21 protein-coding genes are annotated in these 23,276 nt (G+C 70.9%); 16 read left to right on the top strand and 5 right to left on the bottom strand.

Annotated features, from left to right (window positions below; all coding sequences use genetic code 11):
* Positions 1-37 precede the first annotated feature (37 nt).
* Positions 38-811, top strand: coding sequence for a Sir2 family NAD-dependent protein deacetylase (locus tag VGF64_03260; GenBank protein HEY1633752.1), 774 nt, complete (start codon positions 38-40; stop codon positions 809-811).
* Between the two features lie 4 nt (positions 812-815).
* Here VGF64_03260 and VGF64_03255 read toward each other — a convergent pair whose 3' ends face one another.
* Positions 816-1,412, bottom strand: coding sequence for a nitroreductase family protein (locus tag VGF64_03255; protein ID HEY1633751.1), 597 nt, complete (start codon positions 1,410-1,412; stop codon positions 816-818).
* A gap of 86 nt (positions 1,413-1,498) precedes the next feature.
* On the opposite strand from VGF64_03255, the gene moeB reads away from it, so the two are divergent.
* The 3 genes from moeB to VGF64_03240 are packed head-to-tail and all read left to right on the top strand — an operon-like array spanning position 1,499 to position 5,707.
* Positions 1,499-2,674 (top strand): molybdopterin-synthase adenylyltransferase MoeB, encoded by a 1,176-nt coding sequence (moeB, locus tag VGF64_03250; protein HEY1633750.1) that lies wholly within the window; start codon positions 1,499-1,501, stop codon positions 2,672-2,674.
* A gap of 53 nt (positions 2,675-2,727) precedes the next feature.
* Positions 2,728-4,314, top strand: coding sequence for a methylmalonyl-CoA mutase family protein (locus VGF64_03245; GenBank protein HEY1633749.1), 1,587 nt, complete (start codon positions 2,728-2,730; stop codon positions 4,312-4,314).
* Between the two features lie 28 nt (positions 4,315-4,342).
* Positions 4,343-5,707, top strand: coding sequence for an FAD-dependent oxidoreductase (locus VGF64_03240; GenBank protein HEY1633748.1), 1,365 nt, complete (start codon positions 4,343-4,345; stop codon positions 5,705-5,707).
* Positions 5,708-5,718: 11 nt separating this feature from the next.
* On the opposite strand, the gene VGF64_03235 is transcribed toward VGF64_03240, so the two are convergent.
* Together VGF64_03235 and VGF64_03230 are read right to left on the bottom strand one after the other, a co-directional pair.
* Positions 5,719-6,900 (bottom strand): M20 family metallopeptidase, encoded by a 1,182-nt coding sequence (locus VGF64_03235; GenBank protein ID HEY1633747.1) that lies wholly within the window; start codon positions 6,898-6,900, stop codon positions 5,719-5,721.
* A gap of 24 nt (positions 6,901-6,924) precedes the next feature.
* A complete protein-coding gene (locus VGF64_03230; protein ID HEY1633746.1) occupies positions 6,925-8,793 on the bottom strand; it encodes an acetyl-CoA carboxylase biotin carboxylase subunit in 1,869 nt (622 codons plus the stop codon).
* 38 nt (positions 8,794-8,831) lie between these two features.
* On the opposite strand from VGF64_03230, the gene VGF64_03225 reads away from it, so the two are divergent.
* The 11 genes from VGF64_03225 to VGF64_03175 all read left to right on the top strand — a co-directional run bounded on the left by VGF64_03225 (position 8,832) and on the right by VGF64_03175 (position 20,418).
* Positions 8,832-9,716: a biotin--[acetyl-CoA-carboxylase] ligase gene (locus VGF64_03225; protein ID HEY1633745.1), complete on the top strand. Its 885-nt coding sequence runs from the start codon at positions 8,832-8,834 to the stop codon at positions 9,714-9,716.
* Positions 9,717-9,720: 4 nt separating this feature from the next.
* Positions 9,721-10,968: an acyl-CoA dehydrogenase family protein gene (locus tag VGF64_03220; GenBank protein HEY1633744.1), complete on the top strand. Its 1,248-nt coding sequence runs from the start codon at positions 9,721-9,723 to the stop codon at positions 10,966-10,968.
* 92 nt (positions 10,969-11,060) lie between these two features.
* Positions 11,061-12,506 (top strand): LCP family protein, encoded by a 1,446-nt coding sequence (locus VGF64_03215; protein HEY1633743.1) that lies wholly within the window; start codon positions 11,061-11,063, stop codon positions 12,504-12,506.
* Between the two features lie 75 nt (positions 12,507-12,581).
* On the top strand, positions 12,582-13,583 hold the full coding sequence (gene rfbB, locus VGF64_03210) for a dTDP-glucose 4,6-dehydratase (GenBank protein ID HEY1633742.1): 1,002 nt from the start codon (positions 12,582-12,584) through the stop codon (positions 13,581-13,583).
* The gene (rfbD, locus tag VGF64_03205) at positions 13,571-14,440 is read left to right on the top strand and encodes a dTDP-4-dehydrorhamnose reductase (protein ID HEY1633741.1); all 870 of its coding nucleotides are present in this window, start codon (positions 13,571-13,573) and stop codon (positions 14,438-14,440) included. Before rfbB ends, rfbD begins: the two co-directional genes overlap by 13 nt.
* Positions 14,437-15,714 carry a UDP-glucose/GDP-mannose dehydrogenase family protein gene (locus VGF64_03200; GenBank protein HEY1633740.1) on the top strand — a complete coding sequence of 426 codons (1,278 nt, stop codon included), beginning with the start codon at positions 14,437-14,439 and terminating at the stop codon, positions 15,712-15,714. The genes rfbD and VGF64_03200 overlap by 4 nt, the downstream gene beginning before the upstream one ends.
* Positions 15,711-16,682, top strand: a complete 972-nt coding sequence (locus VGF64_03195; protein ID HEY1633739.1) for a UDP-glucuronic acid decarboxylase family protein — start codon at positions 15,711-15,713, stop codon at positions 16,680-16,682. The genes VGF64_03200 and VGF64_03195 overlap by 4 nt, the downstream gene beginning before the upstream one ends.
* Positions 16,672-17,388: a glycosyltransferase family 2 protein gene (locus VGF64_03190; protein ID HEY1633738.1), complete on the top strand. Its 717-nt coding sequence runs from the start codon at positions 16,672-16,674 to the stop codon at positions 17,386-17,388. The genes VGF64_03195 and VGF64_03190 overlap by 11 nt, the downstream gene beginning before the upstream one ends.
* Complete coding sequence (locus VGF64_03185; GenBank protein ID HEY1633737.1) at positions 17,385-18,320, top strand: glycosyltransferase family 2 protein; 936 nt, start codon at positions 17,385-17,387, stop codon at positions 18,318-18,320. Before VGF64_03190 ends, VGF64_03185 begins: the two co-directional genes overlap by 4 nt.
* An 11-nt stretch (positions 18,321-18,331) precedes the next feature.
* Entirely contained in the window at positions 18,332-19,408 is a 1,077-nt protein-coding gene (locus tag VGF64_03180; protein HEY1633736.1) for an NDP-sugar synthase, read from the top strand.
* Positions 19,405-20,418: an NAD-dependent epimerase/dehydratase family protein gene (locus VGF64_03175; protein ID HEY1633735.1), complete on the top strand. Its 1,014-nt coding sequence runs from the start codon at positions 19,405-19,407 to the stop codon at positions 20,416-20,418. Before VGF64_03180 ends, VGF64_03175 begins: the two co-directional genes overlap by 4 nt.
* Here VGF64_03175 and cofE read toward each other — a convergent pair.
* Together cofE and cofD are read right to left on the bottom strand one after the other, a co-directional pair.
* Positions 20,397-21,092, bottom strand: coding sequence for a coenzyme F420-0:L-glutamate ligase (gene cofE / locus VGF64_03170; GenBank protein ID HEY1633734.1), 696 nt, complete (start codon positions 21,090-21,092; stop codon positions 20,397-20,399). The two genes, VGF64_03175 and cofE, sit on opposite strands and share 22 nt — an antisense overlap.
* Positions 21,089-22,027, bottom strand: coding sequence for a 2-phospho-L-lactate transferase (gene cofD, locus VGF64_03165; GenBank protein HEY1633733.1), 939 nt, complete (start codon positions 22,025-22,027; stop codon positions 21,089-21,091). Before cofD ends, cofE begins: the two co-directional genes overlap by 4 nt.
* 48 nt (positions 22,028-22,075) lie before the next feature.
* Here cofD and VGF64_03160 point away from each other — a divergent pair, with 48 nt between their 5' ends.
* Positions 22,076-23,275, top strand: a complete 1,200-nt coding sequence (locus tag VGF64_03160; protein ID HEY1633732.1) for a glycosyltransferase family 1 protein — start codon at positions 22,076-22,078, stop codon at positions 23,273-23,275.
* Position 23,276 lies beyond the last annotated feature (1 nt).

Here is a 23,276-nt window from a genome sequence, read left to right as displayed (position 1 = left end):
CGAAAGCGGAACCTTCCCGCAGTGGGATGCTGGGTCCGTGCACGACAGAGACCAGATCACAGCGGTCAAGGGATGGATCGACGGCGCTCGGCGCGTCGTCGTCCTCGCTGGCGCCGGGATCTCGACCGACTCGGGGATTCCCGACTTCCGCGGCCCCCAGGGTGTGTGGACCAAGAACCCCGGCGCCGAGCGCCGCGCCTCCATCCACAACTACCTCCAGGACCCGGAGGTTCGGCTGCGGTCGTGGCAGGACCGCCTGTCCTCTCCTGCCTGGGAGGCCGAGCCCAATTCGGGCCATCGGGCGATCGTGGCCCTCGAGCGGCGGGGGAAGCTCGACACCCTCGTCACCCAGAACATCGACGGGCTCCATCAGCGGGCCGGCAACGATCCCGATCGGGTGGTCGAGATCCACGGGACGATCCATTGGGCCGTCTGCATGTCGTGCGGCGACCGCAGCCCCATGGCCGAGGTGCTCGAGCGGGTGAAGGCGGGCGAGTCCGATCCCGCCTGCCTGGTTGCCCACGGCGTCGGCACTTGCGGCGGCATCCTCAAGTCGGCGACGATCAGCTTCGGCCAGAGCCTGGTGCCGGAGGACCTGGCCCGGGCGGAGCGGGCGGCGGCGTCCTGCGACCTGCTGCTGGCCGTGGGCTCGAGCCTCACCGTGTTCCCCGCCGCCGGCCTGGCGCCCCTCGCCCGTCAGGCCGGTGCCCGACTGGTCATCGTCAACGCCGAGCCGACTCCCTACGACGAGGTGGCCGACGCCGTGCTGACGGACCCGATCGGAGAGGTGCTCCCCGCGATCATCGGTTGAGGGGTCACCATCGTCCCCGGTGCACCACCTCCGGGACCTGCCGCCGCCCTCGGGCCAGGGAAGGGGACGGGATGTCCAGCGCCGGATAGCCCATGGCGACCGCCCCGATGGGCCGATAGCCGGGCGGTACGCCCAAGGCGGCGAGCAGCTCGGCCTCGCCCCTGAAGATGCCGAGGAACGCCGCCCCCAGGCCGGCGTCGTAGGCGCTCAGGAGCATGAGCATGGTGGCGAACGCCGTGTCGATCAGCCAGTAGGGCACCGGCCACGCTTCGGCGCGGTCGAGCCCGGCACCCTGCTTGTCGGGCTCGCCATAGCGGTCGAGGTACGCCTGCTGCTCGGCGAGAGGCAGGACGATGACGGGGGCTCGCAGCAGCCCCGCCCGGCGCGTGCCCGCCCGCCAGTCGGGGGTGGTCGTCGTGCGCCAGAAGACGTCCGTCTGGGGGGGACCCTGCAGCACCACGAAGGCCCAACCCTGGGTGAAGCCGGCCGAGGGCGCCCGCACGGCGTGGGCGAGGACGGCGTCCACGACCTCGGGCGGGACGGCACGGTCCTCGAAGCTGCGGACCATATGCCGACGTCGGATGACCTCGTCCAGCTCCACGGCGGCGACGCTACCGGGCGGGAATGTCGACTTCGCGGGTAGGGTTTACGGGTACGGAATCAACCGCTCGCAGGAGCGTGGTAGACGTGCCCACTTTCAGAGAACTTCTCTCCCAGGCCAAGGCGGCGATCCACGAGGTGGATGGCGCCGAGGCCGACCGCCGTCGGGACGACGCGCTGTTCCTCGACGTCCGGGAGCCCGAGGAGTACGAGCAGGGAACCATCCCCGGCTCTCTGCACATCCCCCGCGGCAACCTGGAGACCCAGGTCGAGGGCCGGGTCAGCGACCACGACCGTCCGATGGTCGTGTACTGCGCGAGCGGCGTCCGATCGGCGTTCGCGGCGAAGACGCTGGGCGAGCTGGGCTATACCGACGTGGCGTCCCTGACCGGGGGCTTCAACCGGTGGAAGGACGAGGGCCGGGACTGGCGCACACCGCAGACGCTGACGCCTGATCAGCGCAACCGCTACCAGCGCCACCTGCTGCTACCCGAGGTGGGCGAGGCCGGCCAGCAGCGGCTGCTGGATGCCAAGGTCCTCCTCCTCGGCGCCGGCGGCCTCGGCTCCCCAGCGGCCCTGTACCTGGCTGCCGCCGGGGTGGGGACCATCGGGATCATCGATATGGACGAGGTCGACTCGTCCAACCTCCAGCGTCAGATCCTGCACAACGTCGACCGCATCGGCGAGCGCAAGGTGGACTCGGCCAAGAAGACCCTGACGGCCATGAACCCCGACGTCGACGTCGTGACCTACGACGTGCGCCTCGGCGCCGACAACGTCCTCGACATCATCGACGGCTACGACGTCATCGTCGACGGCACGGACAACTTCCCCACCAGGTACCTGGTGAACGACGCCTCGCTGCTCAAGCGGATCCCGGTCGTCCACGGGTCGATCTTCCGCTTCGAGGGCCAGGTGACGGTCTTCGACCCCTACAACGGGCCCTGCTACCGGTGCATGATCCCCGAGCCGCCGCCGGCCGAGCTGGCCCCGTCGTGCGCGGAGGCGGGTGTGCTCGGTGTGCTTCCGGGGATCATCGGCTCCATCCAGGCCCTCGAGGCCATCAAGCTCATCCTCGGCCTGGGCGACACCCTGGTCGGGCGGTTGCTTGCCTACGACTCGCTGGAGGAGAGCTTCCGCACCTTCAACGTGCACCGGGACCCTGCCTGCCCGGCCTGCGGGCCCGATGCCGGCGAGATCGTCATCGCCGAGTACGACGAGCTCTGCATGCCGCACCCCACCCAGGCGCCGGCGACGGGGTAGGGGCCCCGCCCGGGACGGCGAAGCCGCCAGGAACGCCGTCTAACCTCTGGGCTATGGCCCAGCCGTCAGAGCATCGAACCGACTCGGGCATAGAGATCAGGCCCGTCTACACCGCCGAGGACCTCGACGGGTGGGATGCGGGCCGGCAGCTGGGGCAGCCGGGCCAGTATCCCTACACCCGCGGCGTCTACGCCGACATGTACCGCGGTCGGTTGTGGACCATGCGCCAGTACGCCGGCTTCGGCACGGCCGAGTCCACCAACGAGCGGTTCAAGTTCCTGCTGGGCGCCGGCCAGACGGGTTTGTCGTGCGCCTTCGACCTGCCCACCCAGATGGGCTACGACTCCGACCATCCTCGGGCCGAGGGCGAGGTGGGCAAGGTCGGCGTGGCCATCGACTCGGTCGAGGACATGCGGGCGCTGCTCGCCGATCTGCCGCTCGATCGGGTCACCACGTCCATGACCATCAACGCCACGGCGGCCATCCTCCTGCTGCTGTATCAGTTGGTGGCCGAGGAGGCCGGCGTGGCGCCCGAGCGCCTGGGCGGGACGGTCCAGAACGACATCCTCAAGGAGTACGTGGCCCGCGGGACCTATATCTACCCGCCGCGCCAGTCGATGCGGATCATCACCGACACCTTCGCCTACTGCGCCGAGCACCTTCCCGCGTGGAACACGATCTCGATCTCCGGCTACCACATCCGTGAGGCCGGTTCGACCGCCGTCCAGGAGGTCGCCTTCACCCTGGCCAACGGGGTCGCCTACGTGGAGGCGGCGCTCGCCGCGGGGCTTGACGTGGACGACTTCGGGCCCCGTCTGAGCTTCTTCTGGAACGCCCACAACAACCTGTTCGAGGAGGTGGCCAAGTTCCGGGCCGCCCGGCGGATGTGGGCGAGGCTCATGACCGAGCGCTTCCACGCCAAGGACAAGCGGTCAACTCTCCTCCGCTGTCACACCCAGACGGGCGGCTCGACCCTGACCGCCCAGCAACCCGAGAACAACATCGTGCGCACCACGGTGCAGGCGCTGGCGGCGGCCCTCGGGGGCACCCAGAGCCTGCACACCAACAGCTTCGACGAGGCCCTCGGGCTCCCGACCGAGCGCGCCGTGCGGATCGCCCTGCGGACCCAGCAGATCATCGGCAACGAGTCGGGCCTGGCCGACACCGTGGACCCACTGGGCGGGTCCTATTTCGTGGAGTCCCTGACCGATTCGGTGGAAGCGGCGGCGTGGGACTACCTCGATCGGATCGACGCCATGGGCGGGGCCGTGGACGCCATCGAGGCCGGCTTCATGCAGGACGAGATCGAGCAGGCGGCCTACGCCTATGCCAAGTCCGTCGACGACGGCGAGAAGGTCATCGTCGGAGTCAACCGCCACGTCGAGGAGTCGCCGGACCTGGTCGAGGTCTTCCCGATCGACCCCGCCCTCCAGCGCCAGCAGGCCGAGCGGGTGCGCCGGGTTCGGAAGGAGCGGGACCAGGACAGGGCGGAGCAGGCCCTGGCGGACGTGGCCGCCGCGGCGCACGGCACGCAAAACCTGCTCGTGCCCATGAAGGAGGCCCTGCGCGCCCGGGCCACCCTGGGCGAGGTCAGCGACGTGCTCCGAGAAGCGTTCGGCGTCTACCAGCCCACACGGTAAAAGGCGCTGCGACCGGTACGGTGGGGTCGTGCCGGTGCGATTCGTGATCATCGGGGGCGGCCCAGCGGGCATCCAGGCTGCCACCCACGCCGCCCGCCTCGGGGCGGAGGTGACCCTGGTGGAGCGCGACATCATGGGCGGCTCGGCCAACCTGTGGGACTGCATCCCGTCGAAGGCCATGATCGCGACGGGCGGGGTGATCGGCGTGACCCGGCGGGGCCACGCCCTGGGGCTCACCTGCGCCAGCGCCACGCTCGACCTTCCCGCCGTGGGCGAGCGGATCGCGCTCATCAGTGGCCATCTGGAACGGTCGGTGACGGATCTCCTCACGAGTCAGGAGGTGCGCGTGGTGCGCGGCCGCGCCACCCTCAAAGGTCCCCGCGACGTGGTTGTCGAGACGTCCGGGGGCCAGGTCCTGGAGTTCGACGCTGATGCCGTGCTGCTGTCGACCGGCAGCCGCCCGCGCGTGCCGGACTGGGCCGACGTGGACGGCAGACGGGTCATGATCACGCGCCAGGCCTATCCGCCGCCCGAGGTGCCCGAGCACCTCGTCGTGATCGGCTCGGGGGTGACCGGAGTCGAGTTCGTCCACATGTTCCGCTCCTTCGGGAGCAAGGTCAGCCTCATCGTGAGCCGCCAGCAGGTGCTCCCCGGCAAGGACCCCGAGGTCGCGGCGGCCCTGGAGGCGGACTTCCTCAGCACCGGGGTCGTGCTCTACAAGGGGGCGCGCGCCATAGGCGTGAACGTGAAGGACGACGGCGTCGTCGTCGAGTGCAACGACGGCCGCATGGTCCCAGGCTCGCACGCCCTGCTCGCCATCGGCCCGGTTCCCAACTCCGAGGGGCTGGGGCTCGAGGCGGCTGGCGTGGAGGTCGACGAGGGCGGCTATGTGCCCGTGAACCACCACCTCCAGTCGAACGTCGGCCACATCTACGCCGCCGGCGACCTGTCGGGGAAGCTCCCACTGGCGTCGGTGGCGTCGACCCAGGGCCGCAAGGTCGCCGAGCACGTCATGGGGCTCCACACCCGCGAGCACCGCCACCTGGACTATGACAAGGCGGCCAGCGCCATCTTCACCGAGCCCGAGATCGCCGACGTCGGTCTGGCCGAGGCCGAGGCGTTCGCCCTGGGCCGGAAGATCCGGGTGACCAAGGTGCCGTTCGCGGCCAACGCCCGAGCCCTGATCGACGGCGACGCCCGGGGGTTCGTGAAGATCGTGTCCGATCCGGCCACTGGCGTGGTGCTGGGAGGCTCGATCGTCGGCGAACGGGCCGCCGAGCTGATCTCGGTGATCGCCGTGGCCGTGACGGCCCACCTGCGGGTCGGCGACATCACCGAGAGCCTCCTGGTGCATCCCGCCCTGGCCGAGGCCCTGGCCGAGGCGGCCGAGTAGCCCCTAGCCGGTCAGCCCGCCGAGCTGGCGAGCTCGGCTCGTAGCGAGTCGTCCGTGGCCAGGTCCACGATGGTCCAGGCCATCGCCAACGCCCCGTCGCGCAGCGCCCGATCGGCGGTGGGCGTGATGGCGGCGGCGGCGAACTCGGGCTGGTGGTTCACCGCCGGCAGCGAGTCGATGTCGAGCATCGGGTGGATGGACGGCACCGCCAGCGACACGTTGGCCATGTCGGTCGAGGCCATCATCACCTGCTTGGGCACCTCGGGGAACGTGCGCCCGAGGGCCTCGGCGTTGGAGCGGTACCGGGCCTGCATGCCGGTGTGGGGCACGAACTCGGAGTATCGGGGGCTCTGCTGGTCGAACTCGACCTCGGTCCCAGTGGCCAGGGCGCCGGCCTCGAAGCAGCGTCGCACCTTGGGCTCGAGCGACGCCAGGGCCTCGAGGGTCGCGGCGCGCACGTAGTACTTGGCCGACGTGTGGGCAGGGATGACGTTGGGAGCGTCTCCACCCTTGGTCACGATGCCGTGCACCTGGTCGTGGAGGTGGAACTGCTGGCGCAGCAGCCCGATGGACACCTGGGCCACGGTCAGGGCGTCAGCGGCGTTGATGCCCGCCTCGGGGAAGGCCGAGGCGTGGGCTTCCCGCCCCGTGTAGTGGACGTCGAAGTGCGACACGGCCAGGCACGGCATCTGGATCAGCTCGGCCGGGCCGGGGTGGACCATCATCGCCGCGTCGACGCCGGCGAAGGCGCCCCGCTCGAGCATGTAGATCTTGCCCCCGCCCCCCTCCTCGGCCGGCGTGCCGATCACCTTGACCGTGATACCGAGGTCGTCAGCGATGGGCGCCAGCGCCACGCCGGCCCCGACGGCCGAGGCGGCGATCACGTTGTGCCCGCAGGCGTGGCCGATGCCGGGAAGGGCGTCGTACTCGGCGCACAGGGCCAGGACCATGGGCCCGCTCCCGGCGGTGGCGATCAGCGCCGTCGGCAGGTCACACGAGCCCCGCTCGACGTCGAAGCCGCCGGCGGCCAGCGAGTCGCCGACCCAGCCCGCCGCCCGCTCCTCCTCGAAGGCCAGCTCGGGATGCCCGTGGATGGTGTGGCTGAGCTCGACGAGGCCCGTGAGGTGGGCGTCCAGCTCGTGCTCCACGACGCCCTTTCGATCCGAGATTGCGTGCTCCCCCCTGGCCGGCATGGCGGCCCCCTTTCGCTCGATCGCCTATTCGATCACGGCGATCACGTCGCCGGGGCCGACGGCGTCGCCGGCGGCCACCCTTATCTCGGTCACCGTTCCCGCCCGGTCAGCGTTGATGTTGTTCTCCATCTTCATGGCCTCGAGCACCGTCACCGCCTGCCCGACGTCGACCTCGTCGCCCTCCTTCACAAGGACCTTGACGATCGTCCCCTGCATCGGCACGGTGATCGTCCCGGTCCCCGCTCCACCGGTCGCCCCGGCTGGCGGCTTGCGCGCCGGTGCGGCCCGCGTGGCCCGGGTCGCGGCCCCGACGGCCGGGGACGCGCTCGACGGGGCCCCGGCGAGCTCCGGCACCCACAGCTTCACCTGGTACCGACGGCCGTTCACCTCGGCCTCCACCTCCCGCAGCACCCGGTCTTCCCCGTCTTGGGCGGGGACCGGGCCCGTCGCCGCGGTCGCAGCCACGGCCGCGTCGGGCGAAGTGTCGCCGGCAGCCGGGCCGACGGGGGCCGCCTCGGGAGGGGCGGGCCGGGGCGCCGCCTGCACATGGGAGAGGTCGAGGCTCTCCTCGACCCAGCGGGTCGAGTGGCGGGACGCGGCGAAGTCGGGGTGGGTGAGGATCGCCAGATGGGCGGAGATGTTCGTCGCCACGCCGTCGATCTCGGTCTCCTCGAGGGCCCGGATCATCCGCCGCCGCGCCGCGCCGCGATCGGGACCCCACGTGATGACCTTGGCGACGAGGTTGTCGTAGTACTGGCTCACGGTGTCGCCGTCGGCATAGCCGGCGTCGGTCCGGACGCCCGGTCCGTCGGCCGTGTGCAGCCGGGTGATCGTGCCCGGCGAGGGGAGGAAGCGCCCCTGGGCGGGGTCCTCGGCGTTGATGCGGCACTCGATGGCGTGGCCGCGACGCTGCACCTGCTGCTGAGTGAACCCGAGCGGCTCGCCGGCGGCCACCTGGAGCTGGAGGGCGACGAGGTCGACGCCGGTCACCATCTCGGTGACGGGATGCTCGACCTGGAGGCGGGTGTTCATCTCGAGGAAGTAGAACTCCCGGTCCTGGTACAGGAACTCGACCGTGCCGGCGTTCACGTAGCCGCAGGCGAGTGCCACCTTGACCGCAGCCTCGCCCATCTCCTGGCGGATGAAGTCGGGGAAGTCGGGCGCCGGGCTCTCCTCGATCAGCTTCTGATGGCGGCGTTGGCAGGAGCAGTCCCGCTCGCCGAGCCACACCGTCTCACCCCCGGCGTCGGCGATGATCTGCATCTCCACGTGACGGGGCCAGCTCAGGTACCGCTCCAGGTAGATCTCCGGTCGTCCGAAGTAGGCCTGGGCCTCCCGCTGCGCGGACTCCATGGCATCCCGGGCGTCCTCGGCGCCCTCGACGACCTTCATGCCCCGCCCGCCGCCACCGAAGGCCGCCTTGATCGCCACCGGCCAGCCCACCTCGTCGCCGAAGGCCACGATCTCGTCGAGGTCGGTGACGGGATTGGACCGACCGGGAACCCCCGCCACCCCGGCCTGCTCGGCGGCCCGCCGGGCGCTGATCTTGTCGCCCATGATCGCGATGGCCTCGGGCGGGGGTCCGATGAAGGTCACGCCCTGGCCCTGGATGGCCCGGGCGAAGTCGGCGTTCTCCGAGAAGAAGCCGTAGCCCGGATGAACCCCGTCGGCCCCGCTGGTGGCCACGGCCTCGAGAATGACCTCGGTGTTCAGGTAGCTCTCGGCGGCGGTCTTCCCGCCCAGGGCGTGGGCCTCGTCGGCCAGCCGCACGTGCAGCGCGTCCCTGTCGAGCTCCGAGTACACCGCGACCGTGGCGATCCCCACCTCACGACAGGTGCGGATGACTCGGACGGCGATCTCTCCCCGGTTGGCGATCAGGACCTTGGTGAGCACGGGACACCTTTCGACACCATCAACCTATGGTTAGTTCGATGCTCGACGGTGGCGCCAGAGCGCAGCTGGCCCCCACCCGCTTCGGCGATGTCCGATGGTTACCCTCGACCGACTCGACCAACCGCCATCTCCTCGAGGAGGCCCGCGCCGATGCTCCCGAGGGGACGGTCGTGGTGGCGGACCACCAGGACTCGGGACGGGGTCGGCTCGGTCGGGCCTGGGTCGCCCCGCCGGGCTCCTCGCTGCTCGTCTCGGTGCTGCTGCGACCGGAGCTGCCGCTCGAGCGCCTGCACCTGCTCACCTCGATCGTGGCGCTCGCGGCCGCCGACGCCTGCCAGGCGGAGGCCGGCGTCGAGGTCGGTCTCAAGTGGCCCAACGACCTCGTCGTCGGGCTCCGCAAGCTGGGGGGCATCCTGGCGGAGACCCACCTCGAGGGTTCCCGGGCCCGGGCCGTGGTCGTCGGGATGGGGCTGAACGTCAACTGGGGGCCTCTGATGCAGGACACCGAGCTGGCCAGGGAGGCGGTCGCCCTCGATCACCTGGTCGGCCACGAAGTGGACCGGACCCGGCTGCTCGTGGCCTTCCTGACGAGGCTCGAGGACCGGTACCGGTCCCTGGGCGATCGTGCCGGGCAGCTGGGCCAGGCCGCCGAGTACCGGCGCCGGTGCACCAGCGTCGGCCGGAGCGTGCGCGTCGAGCTGGCCCACGAGACCCTCACCGGCACGGTGGCAGACGTCACCGAAGAGGGGCATCTGCTGGTGGACGTCGGTGTCTGCCTGCGCACGATCACAGCCGGCGACGTGGTTCACCTACGCGCCACGCTCGGCGGCGGGGCCGGGGGTCCCCGCCGCCCTGGGCAATCGAGAACAGGGGAGGGCGGGGATGGGGCCCCACCCGGGACGGCGCAGCCGCCGGCAAGATAGAGCGATGAACTTCGAGCTCTCGGAGGAGCAGGAGGCGTTCCGCAAGGTCGTGCGGGACTTCGCCGAGGACGAGATCGCCCCCCACGCCGAGGAGTGGGATCGCACCCACCACTTTCCGGTCGACACGGTGCTGGCCATGGGGGAGCTCGGCCTGTTCGGTCTGCCCTTCCCACCGGAGTACGGGGGATCGGGGGCCGACTTCACCACCTTCTGCTTAGCCGTGGAGGAGCTCGGCCGGGTCGACTCGTCGATGGCGATCACGCTCTCCGCCGGGGTCGGCCTGGGGGCCAACCCGATCTTCGCCTTCGGGACGGATGACCAGCGCGGTAGGTGGCTGCCGCCGCTGTGCGCCGGCGAGGCACTGGCCGCCTTCGGGCTGACCGAGCCCGACGCCGGCAGCGACGCCGGCGCCACCCGCACCAGGGGCCGTTTCGACACATCGAGCGGGGAGTGGGTCATCGACGGGGCCAAGGCCTTCATCACCAACTCCGGCACGCCGATCACGTCGCTGATCACCGTCACGGCCCTCACCGAGGCTGTAGCCGGCCCGGGAGGCCGGCCCGAAGACAGCGCCGGCCCGGGAGGCCGGCCCGAAGACAGCGCCGGCCCGGGAGGCCCGCCCGAGGGGGCAGCGCCCCGGTCGATCAGCGCCATCGTCGTGCCCGCGGGGACGCCGGGGCTCGTCGTCGAGCCGCCCTACCGGAAAATGGGCTGGCACGCCTCCGATACCCACGGCCTGGTCCTGGACGGCTGCCGGGTGCCGACGGACCACCTACTCGGGGGGCAGGGCAAGGGCCTGGCCCAGTTCCTCGCCATTCTCGATGGCGGGCGCATCGCCATCGCCGCCCTGGCCGTGGGCCTGGCCCAGGCCTGCCTCGAGCAGTCGCTCGCCCACGCCCGCAGCCGCCAGTCGTTCGGCGGTCCCATCGGACGCCATCAGGCCATCGCCTTCAAGATCGCCGACATGGCCGTGGCGGTGGAGTGCGCCCGCACACTCACCTACAAGGCAGCCTGGCTCAAGGACCACGGACGCCCGGTCAAGGAGGCGGCCGCCATGGCCAAGCTGTACGCCACCGAGGCAGCGGTCGCGGCCACGAGGGAGGCCACCCAGATATTCGGAGGGGCCGGCTTTCTCGACGAGTCGCCCGTGGCCCGCTACTACCGCGACGCCAAGATCCTCGAGATCGGCGAGGGCACGAGCGAGGTGCAGCGCCTGGTGATCGGACGGAGCCTGGGGCTACCCGTCGCCTGACCAGCTCGAACCAGCGACATCGCCAGCGCCGGCTTGCTCTCGAGGGGGGCGCTCCGGTGTCCGGTCTGGCCGCTGGTAGCCTAATTTTCGCTGTGGCCACTCGAGGCGACACGATCGCTCCCGAGCGCCCGGCCACCCGGCCTCGCTACGTTCGTCCCCGCCGGTGGCCTCGACGCTTGCTTATCGGCGGCAACCTCGCGGTGGCCTTCATCGTGCTCGCGACCGGGCTCGGGTATCTCTACGTCAAGCTCCGCCTGGGGGAGATCAGCTCGGTCAACATCCCCGGGCTGACGTCCGCAGGCAACGGGATCGACAACATCCTGATCGTGGGCTCCGACTCCAGGGCGAACCTCACCGACCCCAACGCCATAAGCGCTTTCGGCAGCTCAGCCGCCGCTGGAGGCCAGCGCAGCGACGTCACCATGATCCTCCACATCGACCCCAATGCCAAGCAGGCATCGGTGCTGTCCATCCCCCGGGACCTGTACGTGCCCATCGCCGGCACCAATCGCTCGGACCGGATCAACTCGAGCTTCGGCAACGGTCCCCAAGAGCTCATCCAGACCATCCAGAGCGACCTCGGGATCCCGATCCAGCATTTCGTGTCGATGAACTTCGACGGCTTCCAGGGCCTGGTCAACGCGGTGGGCGGGATCGACGTGAACTTCCCCGACCCGGCCAAGGACGCCTTCTCCGGTCTCAACATCACCAAGACGGGATGCCAGCACCTCGACGGGGCGGCCGCCCTGTCGCTGGCCCGCAGCCGCGACTACCAGTACTTCGCCGACGGGTCGTGGCACGCCGACGGTAACGGCGACCTCAGCCGCATCCGCCGCCAACACACCTTCATCCGCATCCTCACGGCCAAGGCGATCTCGGCCGGGATCCGCAACCCGATCACCGCCAACTCGCTGATCAGCTCGGCCGTCCACGACGTGACCATCGACAACAAGCTGTCGACGAGCGACATCCTGGGACTCGTCACGCGATTCCGTTCGCTCAACGCCAACAACCTGGTCACCTACACGCTCCCCACCACTCCCGCAGTTGTCGGCGGCGCCGACGTGCTGCGCCTGCAACAGCCGGGGGGCATGCAGACGGTCAATCAGTTCCTCGGCAAGGGCCAGCCCCCCGCCCCGAGCGCTCCCGCGGCGCCTCCGGTGGCCCCCGCCGACGTGAAGGTGCAGGTCCTGAACGGCTCGGGCACCGCCGGGCAGGCGGCCCAAGCGTCGAGTCAGCTCCGCTCGGCCGGCTTCGTGATCGCAGGTACCGGGAACGACGCCGGCACACGCATGGCGACGTCGGAGGTGCTCTACGCCCCGGGCAAGCAGCAGGCAGCCCAGCTCCTCCAGGGACGGGTCGGTGGTGGGGCCAGCATCCAGCAGGACCCGGCTCTCAAGGGCGCCGACGTTTCCCTGATCACCGGGGCCTCGTTCGCGGGCATCACCCCGACAGCGGCGGCGGCCGCCCCCGCCCCGGCCGCGGCACCGGCCCCCGCCCCGCCGGTGCTGCCGCCCTGGGATCCCCGGGCCTGCTGACCCGACTCGGGTCGATCAGTCCCGGCCCCCGGCGCAACAGGCCAACCGGGGGCGAGCGCCGTAGTGTTCCGTCCGATGGCCATGCTGATCACCGGCGGCGCCGGGTTCATCGGATCCAACTTCGTTCGTCACCGCGTGGCGAGCCATCCCGACGAGCGCGTGGTGGTGTACGACGCCCTGACCTACGCCGGGAATCGGGCCAGCTTGGCCGACCTGGAGGAGCGCATCTCTTTCGTCCACGGAGACATCTGCGATCAGGAGCGGGTCGAGCAGGTGCTCGCCGAGCATGGCATCGAGCTCGTCGTCAATTTCGCCGCCGAGTCGCACAACAGCCTGGCCGTGGTCGACCCCGGCAGGTTCTTCCGCACCAACGTGCTCGGCACCCAGGCCCTGCTCGAAGCGTCCCGGCGGGCCGGCCTGGCACGCTTCCACCACGTGTCGACGTGTGAGGTCTATGGTGACCTGGCCCTCGACAGCTCTGAGCGCTTCACCGAGGAGTCGCCCTACCGGCCCCGAACCCCGTACAACGCGTCGAAGGCAGCCGCGGATCACGCCGTGCGCGCCTACGCGGAGACATTCGGGCTGGCGGTCACCATCACGAACTGCTGCAACAACTACGGTCCGTACCAGTTTCCGGAGAAGCTCATCCCTCTGTTCGTGACCAACGCCATCGATGGCAGCCCTCTCCCGCTGTACGCCTCGACCCTCAACCGGCGGGAGTGGCTCCACGTCGACGACCACTGCCGTGCCATCGACGCCGTATTGGAGCGGGGCGAGGTGGGCGAGACCTACCACGTCGGGTCGGGCCGGGAGGCCAGCATCGAGGAGGTGGCCGACCACATCCTGGCCGCCCTCGGCCGGCCCTCCTCGCTGAAGACGATCGTGCCCGATCGTCCCGGCCACGACCGCCGCTACCTGCTCGACTCCTCGAAGATCCGGACCCAGCTGGGCTGGGAGCCGCTGACCTCGTTCGATCGGGGCATGGCGGACACCGTTGCCTGGTACGAGGCCAACAGGGCCTGGTGGGAGCCGCTGCGCGACCGGGCTCCGGTGGAGGAGACGGCGTGGGCGCGGTGACCCGGGTGCTGCTCACCGGGGCCGGGGGCCAGCTGGGCCGGGATCTCGTGGCCGCGTTCGCCGCCAACGGCGGCGGGAAGGCACACGAGGTGGTGGCCGCCGACCGCGCCCGGCTCGACGTGACCGACCGAGATGCCGTGCTCCAGGCGCTGGGATCGTTCCGCCCCGAGGTCGTGGTCCACGCCGCCGCCTGGACCGCCGTGGACGCCTGTGAAGGCGACCCCGACCGGGCCATGGCCGTGAACGCCCTGGGTACCCGGCACATGGCCGAGGGCGCCAGGCTCGTGGGCGCCCACCTCTGCTACCTCTCCACCGACTACGTGTTCGATGGTCGGGCCCCGAGGCCGTACACCGAATGGGACGAAGCCAACCCCCTTTCGGTCTACGGTCGATCCAAGCTCGCGGGCGAGGCCGAGCTCGACCCGGGACACGCCGTGGTTCGCACCTCGTGGGTCTGCGGCCGCCACGGGACCAACGTCGTGCACACCGTCCTTCGGTTGGCCAGCGAGGGAGTCCCGTTGCGCTTCGTTGACGACCAGCTCGGCTGCCCGACCTTCACCTCGGACCTCGCTCAGGTCGTGCGCTCGCTCGCCCTGAGCCGCCGACCGGGCGTGTTCCACGTGACCAACCAGGGACCCACCACGTGGTTCGGCTTCGCCCGGGCGATCATGGCCGCGGCCGGCTTCGATCCCGACCGCGTCGAGGCGGTGACGACCGACGCCCTCCGGCCTCCGCGGCCGGCGCCCCGGCCGGCCAACTCGGTGCTGGACAACGCGGCCCTCCGCCTGTCCGGCCTCCCTCTGCTGCCGGAGTGGCAGGAGCCGCTCCATCGGCTCGTCAAGGAGCTCACCGCATGAGCTCGATCACCATCGTCGGCACGGGCTATGTGGGTCTCACGACGGGCGCCTTCCTCGCCCATCTCGGCCACGAGGTGACGTGCGCCGACGTCGTCCCGGACAAGATCGAGCGCCTCTGCCGGGGTGAGATCCCGATCGTCGAGGACGGCCTCGATGAGCTGGTGCGGGAGGGTCTCGACGGCGGGCGGCTGTCGTTCGTAGTGGGGTCGGGGGCTGCCGCCGACCGGGAGTTCGTGTTCCTCTGTGTGCCGACGCCCCAACGGGACGACGGCTCCGCCGACATGGCCTACATCGAGGCCGCGGCCGCCGAGATCGGTCCTGGGCTGGTCCCCGACGCCGTGGTCGTCAACAAGTCGACCGTGCCGGTCGGCTCGACACGAGTCGTCGAGCAGGCCCTCGGGCGAAGCGATGTCTCGGTGGTGTCGAACCCGGAGTTCCTGCGCGAGGGCTCGGCCGTCCACGACTGCTTCCACCCCGACCGGATCGTCATCGGGAGCGACGACCAGGCCGCCGCCATCCGGGTGGCGTCGCTGTACAAGTCGATGCAGGCGCCTCTGATCGTGACCGATCCCTCATCGGCGGAGACGATCAAGTACGCGTCGAACGCCTTTCTCGCCACCAAGGTCAGCTTCATCAACGCGGTGGCCAACCTCTGCGAGGCCGTGGGAGCCGACGTACGCGAGGTGGTCCTGGGCATGGGCTACGACCGGCGCATCGGCTTCGAGTTCCTGCGTCCCGGACCGGGCTTCGGCGGTAGCTGCTTTCCCAAGGACACCCGGGCACTGGTGCGCATCGGAGAGGACGCCGGCTACGACTTCGGGCTGCTCCGCGGTGTCATCGACGTCAACGAGGAACAGCACGCCCGGGTCGTGGCCAAGGTGGTGGCTCAGGCGGGTGGATCGGTCGCCGGCGTGACCGTCGCGGCCTGGGGGCTCACGTTCAAGGCCCGTACCGACGACCGGCGGGACTCGCCGGCCCTCCACGTCATCGACCGTCTGGCCGACCAGGGGGCGCGCGTCCGGGCCTACGACCCGACCGTGCACGATCCCCTCGGTCCGCCCGGTCGCATCGACGTCTGCGACGACCCGTATGCGGCGTGCGAGGGCGCCGAGGTGCTGGCGGTCCTGACCGAGTGGGACGAGTTCCGCTGGGTGGATTTCCGCAAGGTGCGTGACCTCATGGCGCGGCCATCGGTCGTCGACGCCCGCAACCTGCTGGACTCGGCGGCGCTGCGTCGGGCCGGCTTCACCTACCAGGGGATCGGGCGCCCATGACGGATCGGGCCCGCGGGCGGCCGGCCCGGGTCGTCGTCACCGGCGGGGCCGGTTTCCTCGGCTCCCACCTGTGCGATCGGCTGCTGGAGCGCGGCCACGAGGTGATCTGCATCGACAACTGCGTCACCGGGTCGATCGTCAATGTCGAGCACCTGACCGGCCGGGACGACTTCAGCTTCGTCCACCACGACGTGAGCAGGCCGGTGTCGGTCAAGGGCCCGGTGGACGCCGTGCTCCACTTCGCCAGCCCCGCCTCGCCCCGTGACTACCTCGAGCTGCCCATCCAGACCCTCAAGGTCGGCAGCCTGGGCACCCACAACTGCCTGGGGCTGGCCAAGGCCAAGGACGCCCGATTCCTCCTCGCCTCGACGAGCGAGGTCTACGGTGACCCCGAGGTCCATCCCCAGACCGAGGACTACTGGGGCCACGTCAACCCGATCGGACCCCGGGGCGTCTACGACGAGGCCAAGCGGTTCGCCGAGGCCATCACCATGGCCTACCACCGCGCCCATGGTGTCGACGTGCGCATCGTCCGCATTTTCAACACCTACGGCCCCAGGATGAGACCGTCCGATGGTCGGGTGGTGTCGAACTTCCTCGTCCAGGCCGTGCAGGGCAAGCCGCTGACGATCTACGGCGACGGCATGCAGACCCGGAGCTTCTGCCACGTCGACGACGAGGTGGCCGGCATACTCGCCCTGCTCGAGTCGGACCACGTGGGCCCGATGAACATCGGCAACCCGACCGAGCTCACCGTGTCCGAGCTGGCCGAGATGATCATCGAGATCACGGGCTCGTCATCAGAGGTCATCCACGAGCCACTTCCAGTGGACGATCCCACTCAGCGGCGGCCCGACATCAGCCTGGCCCGGTCGGTGCTCGGATGGGAGCCCCGCATCCCGATCCGAGAGGGGCTGGCCCGGACGGTGTCGCACTTCGAAGCCGAGGGGACTCACCATGGTCCATGACCACGAGACGCGCTACCACCGGCTGTCGGTCGTGATCCCGATGTTCAACGAGCGCAACACGGTGGCCGAAGTCGTTCGTCGGGTACGCGCCGTCGATCTGCCGCTGGACCTCGAGGTCATCGTGGTCGATGACGGGTCGACCGATGGCAGCGACAAGATCCTCGCCGCACTCGAGGACTCGACGCTGCGGGTGCTCACCCATGAGTCGAACCGGGGCAAGGGAGCCTCCATCCGCACCGCGCTCGCCTACACGAGGGGCGACCTGGTGGTTATCCAGGACGCGGACGCCGAGTACGACCCCGACGACTGGCCCCGGCTGCTGGACCCCATCTTCAAGGGCAAGGCCCTCGTCGTCTACGGCAGCCGCTTCACCGGCGAGCGCAAGGGCATGCCCCTCGGCAGCTGGCTGGGCAACCGGCTGCTCTCGCTCATGACGAGCCTGGCCTATGCCACCACGCTCTCGGACATGGAGACGGGCTACAAGCTGTTCGACCGCCGGGTCCTCGACGGCATCACCATCGAGTCGGACCGATTCGGCTTCGAGCCCGAGATCACCGCCAAGGTCCTGCGCAGGGGACACCGCATCTACGAGGTCCCCATCTCCTATGCCGGTCGGGACTCCAGCGAAGGCACCAAGTTCACGTGGCGGGACGGGTTGGGGGCCATGCGAACGCTCGCCCGTTACCGCCTGCGGCCGGATCGGTGAGCCAGCGCCGGGCGGAGCGATCTCCCCAGGACCCGCCTGGAGCACCGGATGCCCGGCCATCGTCGGAGGTCGCACCGCGCGTCGAAGCGGTCGTCGTGAACTACAACGCCCGCGATGAGCTGGTGGCATGCGTGCGGAGCCTGCGGGCCGACGGGGTGGCCGACATCATCGTGGTCGACAACGGCTCTGTGGACGGGTCGGACGACGCCCTGGCGGCGGCCGATCCCGAGGCCAGGCTCATCGAGACCGGTGCCAACCTCGGCTACGGCGGTGGCGCCAACCGTGGCCTGGCCCAGGGCAATCACGAGCTCGTGCTGGTGTGCAACGCCGACGTCGTCGTGCGCCCGGGCACGACGGCGGCCCTGGTGGCTGCCCTCGACGCCGACCCGGATCTGGCCCTCGTCGGACCTCGGCTGCTCAACCCCGACGAGACGTTGTACCCGTCGGCGCGCACGTTCCCGTCACTGGTGGACGCCATCGGCCACGGCTTCCTCGGCCTGGTGGCCCCCCGGAACCGGTTCACACGCAGCTACAAGATGCTGGACTGGGACCATGGCGGCAGACGGGGCGTCGACTGGGTGTCGGGGTCGTGCTTCCTCGCCCGACGACGGGCGCTCGAGGAGCTGGGCGGGTTCGACGTCTCCTACTTCATGTACCTGGAGGATGTCGATCTGTGCTGGCGCCTTGGGCACGCGGGGTGGGGTGTCGCCTACGAGCCCTCGGCGTGTGTCCTGCACGTCCAGGGGGTCTCGACCGATCAGCACCCGTACCGGATGATCGCCGCCCATCACCGGTCGTTGCTGCGATTCGCGTGGCGCACCACGTCGGGGTGGCGGCGGCTCGTGCTGCCCGTGGTGGCCGTCGGACTGGCCGTACGGGCCTGCGCCGCCGCCGCCCAGCGCGCAACGGAAAGGCCCCGACCGCCGCGGTAGGGTCGCACCTCGTGAGAGCTGTCGTGCTGGTCGGAGGCGAGGGGACGCGTCTGCGACCGCTCACGAACACGACCCCCAAGCAGCTGCTCCCCGTTGTCGAGCAGACCATGATCGAGCGCGTCCTCTGCCAGCTGGCCGCCCATGGTGTGGAAGAGGCGCTGCTGTCGCTCGGGTATCGGCCCGACGCATTCTTCAGCGCCTTTCCCGAGGACCGGGCCAGCGGGGTCCAGCTCGGCTACGCCGTCGAGCCGGCGCCTTTGGACACGGCCGGCGCGATTGCCTTTGCCGCGGCCCACGGCGGTATCGACGAGACCTTTCTGGTCGTGAACGGCGACGTGCTCACTGATCTCGACGTGAGCGCGCTGATCCGGTTCCACCGCCAGCGAGGGGCGGAGGCCTCGATCAGCCTGACGCCTGTGGATGACCCGTCTGCGTTCGGCGTGGTGCCGACGGATGCGGACGGTCAGGTGCTGGCCTTCATCGAGAAGCCTCAGCCCGGGCGGGCTCCGACCAACCTGATCAACGCCGGCACCTACGTTCTCGAGCCGTCGGTGCTCGATCTCATCGACCGGGAGCGGCGCGTGTCGATCGAGCGGGAGATCTTTCCGGCGATGGTGGAGACCGGGCGCCTCTTCGCCCTGGCCTCCGACGCCTACTGGGTCGATGCCGGCACCCCCGCCAAGTACCTCCAGGCCCACCGGGACCTGCTGTCCGGAGCCCGCCCCGGACCACCATCGCCCGGCGCCCGGGAGGTGTCGCCCGGCGCGTGGGTGCTGGGTGCGCCGCTGATCGATGGTGAGGTGCGGGCCGACTCGCTGATCGGCGACGGCGCCTGCGTGGCCCACGGGGCCGTGGTCCGCGACTCGGTCGTCGGAGCCGGCGCCCGGGTCGACGGCGGCGCGTCGGTCGTCGGCTCGGTCCTGCTGCCGGGCGCGTCGGTGGCGGCGGGGGCGACGGTGGACATGTCGGTGGTCGGAGGCGAGGCCGTGGTGGGCGAGCACGCCGTGGTGCGCGAGCTATCGGTGGTCGGGGCTGGCGCGGTCATCGAGCCCGGTGCCCGGGTCGAGGGCGATCGGGTGCCGGCATGAGGGTCATGGTCACCGGCGGTGCCGGGTTCATCGGCTCGACCCTGGTCGACCGCCTCCTCGCCGAGGGTCACGCCGTGGACGTCGTCGACGACCTGTCGACAGGCTCGCTCACGAACCTGGCCGACGCCCGCTCCGGGTCGACGAACGACATGACCTTCCACCACCTGGACATCCGCTCGCCCCAGCTGGTCGATCTCATGGCCCGGCGGCCGCCGGAAGTGGTGTTCCACCTCGCCGCCCAGGCCGACGTGCGGGTGTCGGTCGACGACCCGGTGCTCGACGCCGACATCAACATCCTCGGCAGCCTGCGGGTCCTCGAAGGAGCGAGGCGGGCTGGTGTGTCGAAGATCGTCTTCGCGGCCAGCGGAGGCACGCTCTACGGCGACGTCCGTCCGTCCGACCTCCCGGCGCGAGAGTCGCTTCCGCGCGTCCCGACGTCCCCGTACGGGATCAGCAAGATGGTCGTGGTCGACTACCTCACGGCCTACCGGGAGCTACACAACATCGAGTTCTGCGCGCTGGCCCTGGGCAACGTCTACGGACCTCGCCAGGACCCACACGGGGAGGCCGGCGTCGTCGCCATCTTCGCCGGCCACCTGGTCGCCGGTGAGCGCTGCACGATCTTCGGCGACGGCTCCCAGACTCGGGACTTCGTCTTCGTGGACGACGTCGTCGACGCCATGGCCCGAGCAGGCCAGCGGGGTGGGGGGCTTCTCATCAACGTGGGCACGGGGACCGAGACGTCGGTGCTCCAGCTGTACGAGACGATGGCCGGGGCGGCGGGCAGCTCGCAGCGGCCCGTCCACGCGCCCGCCAGGCCGGGAGAGCTCCATCGCTCCGCCCTCGACCCCGGGCGGGCGGCCATCCACCTGGGCTGGAAGCCGTGGACGAGCCTGGAGGACGGAACGGCCGCCGTGCTGGCGGCGACGTCGGCCGACGCTGCCGGCGGCGGGGGTGGCCGTCACGCCAAGGGAGGGCGCGGCTCCCGTCAGCGGAACAGGTCCTCCTGATACGGCCGCACCACCTCGTCGGCCACCGACGACTCGCGTAGCCAGCTGGAGTCGACCCCACGCACCACGGCCACCGGCACCCCCGTCGCCTTGCCCATCACCAGCTCGGCCGCCCCCGCCAACTCGTCTCCCACGCAGATCTCGGTTCCCACGAGGACGCGGCCACGCCAGTCCCGGGTGCCGCGGAGGTCCACCACTGCGGCCACGCCGGCGACCCCGATGGCCACGTCGGTACTTCCGCGGCGCCAGGTCCGCCCGAAGGTGTCCGACACGACGACCCCGACGGTCACCCCCGTCCGGGCTCGCAGGCCGTCGCGTATGCGGCGCGCCGAGCGGTCCGGGTCGACGGGCAGGAGGGCGGCCTGGCCCATTTCGACATTCGAGAGGTCGACGCCCGAGTTGGCGCACACGAAGCCGTGGCGGGTCTCGGTCATGATCAGGTCGTCCCGGCGGCGGAGGACCCGGGTGGCCTCCGTCTCGACCAGCTCCCGCACCGACCCGGGATCGTCGGGGTCGACGGGTACGAGTCGCCCTTCGGCCTTGGACACGATCTTCTGGGTGACGACCACGACGTCGCCGTCGACCAGCTCGATCCGCCCGGCGATGAGCTCGGCCAGGACGTCGCCGGTGCCGACCTCAGGAAGGCCGACGACCGGTAGTACCTGCAGGCTCACGGCCGTCGTCTGCCACCGGCGGCCAGGACCACCTTGGCCAGGGCCGCGGCCAGCTCGGGTGAGCTCATCAGGGCGGGGGCGACGACGCATCGCACCCCCTCCGCCTCGACCCGATCGGCGAGGTCGGCGTCCGCGTCGTCGACGACGAGGGTCGTCGCCAGGGGCGCGTAGAGCCGGGCCACGCCGACCACCGATGACTCGTGACCGAGCTCGGTGAGCAGCCGGTCGGCGGGCCCTTTGACGGCGGCACCGGCCACGATGGGCGACACCGCCACCGTGTCGGCCCGCCGGCTGGCGAGTGTCTCCTCGATCCCCGGCACGGCCAGGATGGGCCCGATCGAGACGATGGGATTGGACGGGCACACCACGACAGTGGTCGCCGTCTGGATGGCTTCGATCACGCCCGGCGCCGGGCGGGCCGACTCGGCGCCCTCGAAGCGGACGGCCTGCACCTCCACGGCGTGCCGTCGCCGGACGAAGTAGTCCTGGAACTCGACCTCGACGCCGTCGGCGAGCGTGACGTGAGTCCGCACCGGGTCGTCGGACATGGGGAGGAGGCGGGACCCGACGTCCCAGCTGGCGGCGAGCTCCGAGGTGATGGTCGACAGCGATGCCCCCTCGCGCAGCCGCTGCGTGCGGTACAGGTGGGTTGCCAGGTCGCGGTCTCCGAGGCGGAACCAGGTTGCGCCGCCGTAGCGCTCGAGCGCGTCCATGGCTGCCCACGTCTCGCCCGCCAGCCCCCAGCCCGTCTCCGGGTTGACCGCACCGGCCAGGCTGTAGGTGACGGTGTCGAGATCGGGGCTCACGTGCAGCCCGTGCAGCACCGTGTCGTCACCGGTGTTGACGACGACTGTGATGTCGCGCTCGGGGAGGACGCGGGCCATGCCCCCCAGGAGGCGGGCCGCGCCGACGCCTCCGGCTAGGGCAGCGATCATGCCCGTCAGGCTAAACCCCCGGCCGGCGGCTTGTGGGAGGCTCCTCTGATGCGAAGCTCGGGCGCGACGGGGTCGCCAGGCCTGGACGTGGCCTTCGATGCCACGCCTTTGCTCGGTGCGACAGCGGGTGTCGGCGCCTTCTGCACGGGCGCCCTCCTGGCCCTGGCCGCGGTCGACGACGTGCGCGTGAGGGCCTTCGCCGTGAGCTGGCGGCGACGGGGGCGGATCGTCGAGCACCTGCCCCGGGGGGTGGCGGTGGTCGAGCGGCCCATGCCCGCCCGACCGGTCCACCGGGCCTGGCGGCGGACGTCGCTGCCGCCGATCGAGTGGTTCACCGGTAGGGTCGACGTGGTCCACGGCACGAACTTCATCGTCCCCCCGGCACGGCGAGCGGCCAGGGTGGTGACCGTGCACGACCTCACCACGGTGCGGTTCCCGGAGATGTGCGACGACTACACGCAGACCTTCCCGCCGCTGGTGCGCCGAGCCATCCGAGAGGGGGCGTGGGTGCACACCCCCTCGGCATTCGTGCGGGAGGAGGTGGTCGAGCTGCTCGGCGCGGCGCCCGAGCGCGTCCGCGCCGTCCACCACGGCATCCCGCCCGTCGAGGGCTGCATGGCCGGCCCGGGAGACGGGTCCGAGGGGAACGACGGCGGTGGCGCCGTGGATGTCGCCGGCGCCGGCTCCGGCCCGCGTGTCGACGGGCCGTACGTCCTCGCCCTGGGCACGATCGAGCCGAGGAAAGACCTTGGCACCTTGATCCGGGCCTTCGACCAGCTCGCCGACCGTCACCGGGACCTGTCGCTCGTGGTTGCGGGGCGTGCCGGCTGGGGTGTGGAGCGCCTCGAGGCGGCTATGGCCGCCTCGCCCTGGCGAGACCGGGTGGTGAGACTGGGCTACGTGAGTCAGGCCCACCGCTCCCGGCTGCTTCGACGGGCGACGCTCTTCGCGTTCCCCTCGGTGTACGAGGGCTTCGGGTTCCCCCCGCTCGAGGCCATGGCGGCCGGCGTCCCCGTGGTGACCACGACCGCGGGGGCATTGCCCGAGGTTGTCGGCGACGGGGCCGCGGTGGTGGAGCCAGGCGACGCTGACGCGTTGGCGGCCGCCATCGACCGGCTGCTCGTCGACGACGGGGCGCGGGCCGACCTGGTCGCCAGGGGACACCGGCGGATCACGGCTTTCAGCTGGCAAGACTGCGGGGCCGGTCTCGCCGCCCTGTACCGGGACGCGTCGGCTGCTGCGAGCTGAG

The organism is Acidimicrobiales bacterium, assembly GCA_036491125.1.
GTDB lineage: Bacteria > Actinomycetota > Acidimicrobiia > Acidimicrobiales > AC-9 > AC-9.
Note: the sequence above shows the minus strand (reverse complement) of the source record. Positions and strands in the feature narration are given on the sequence as shown.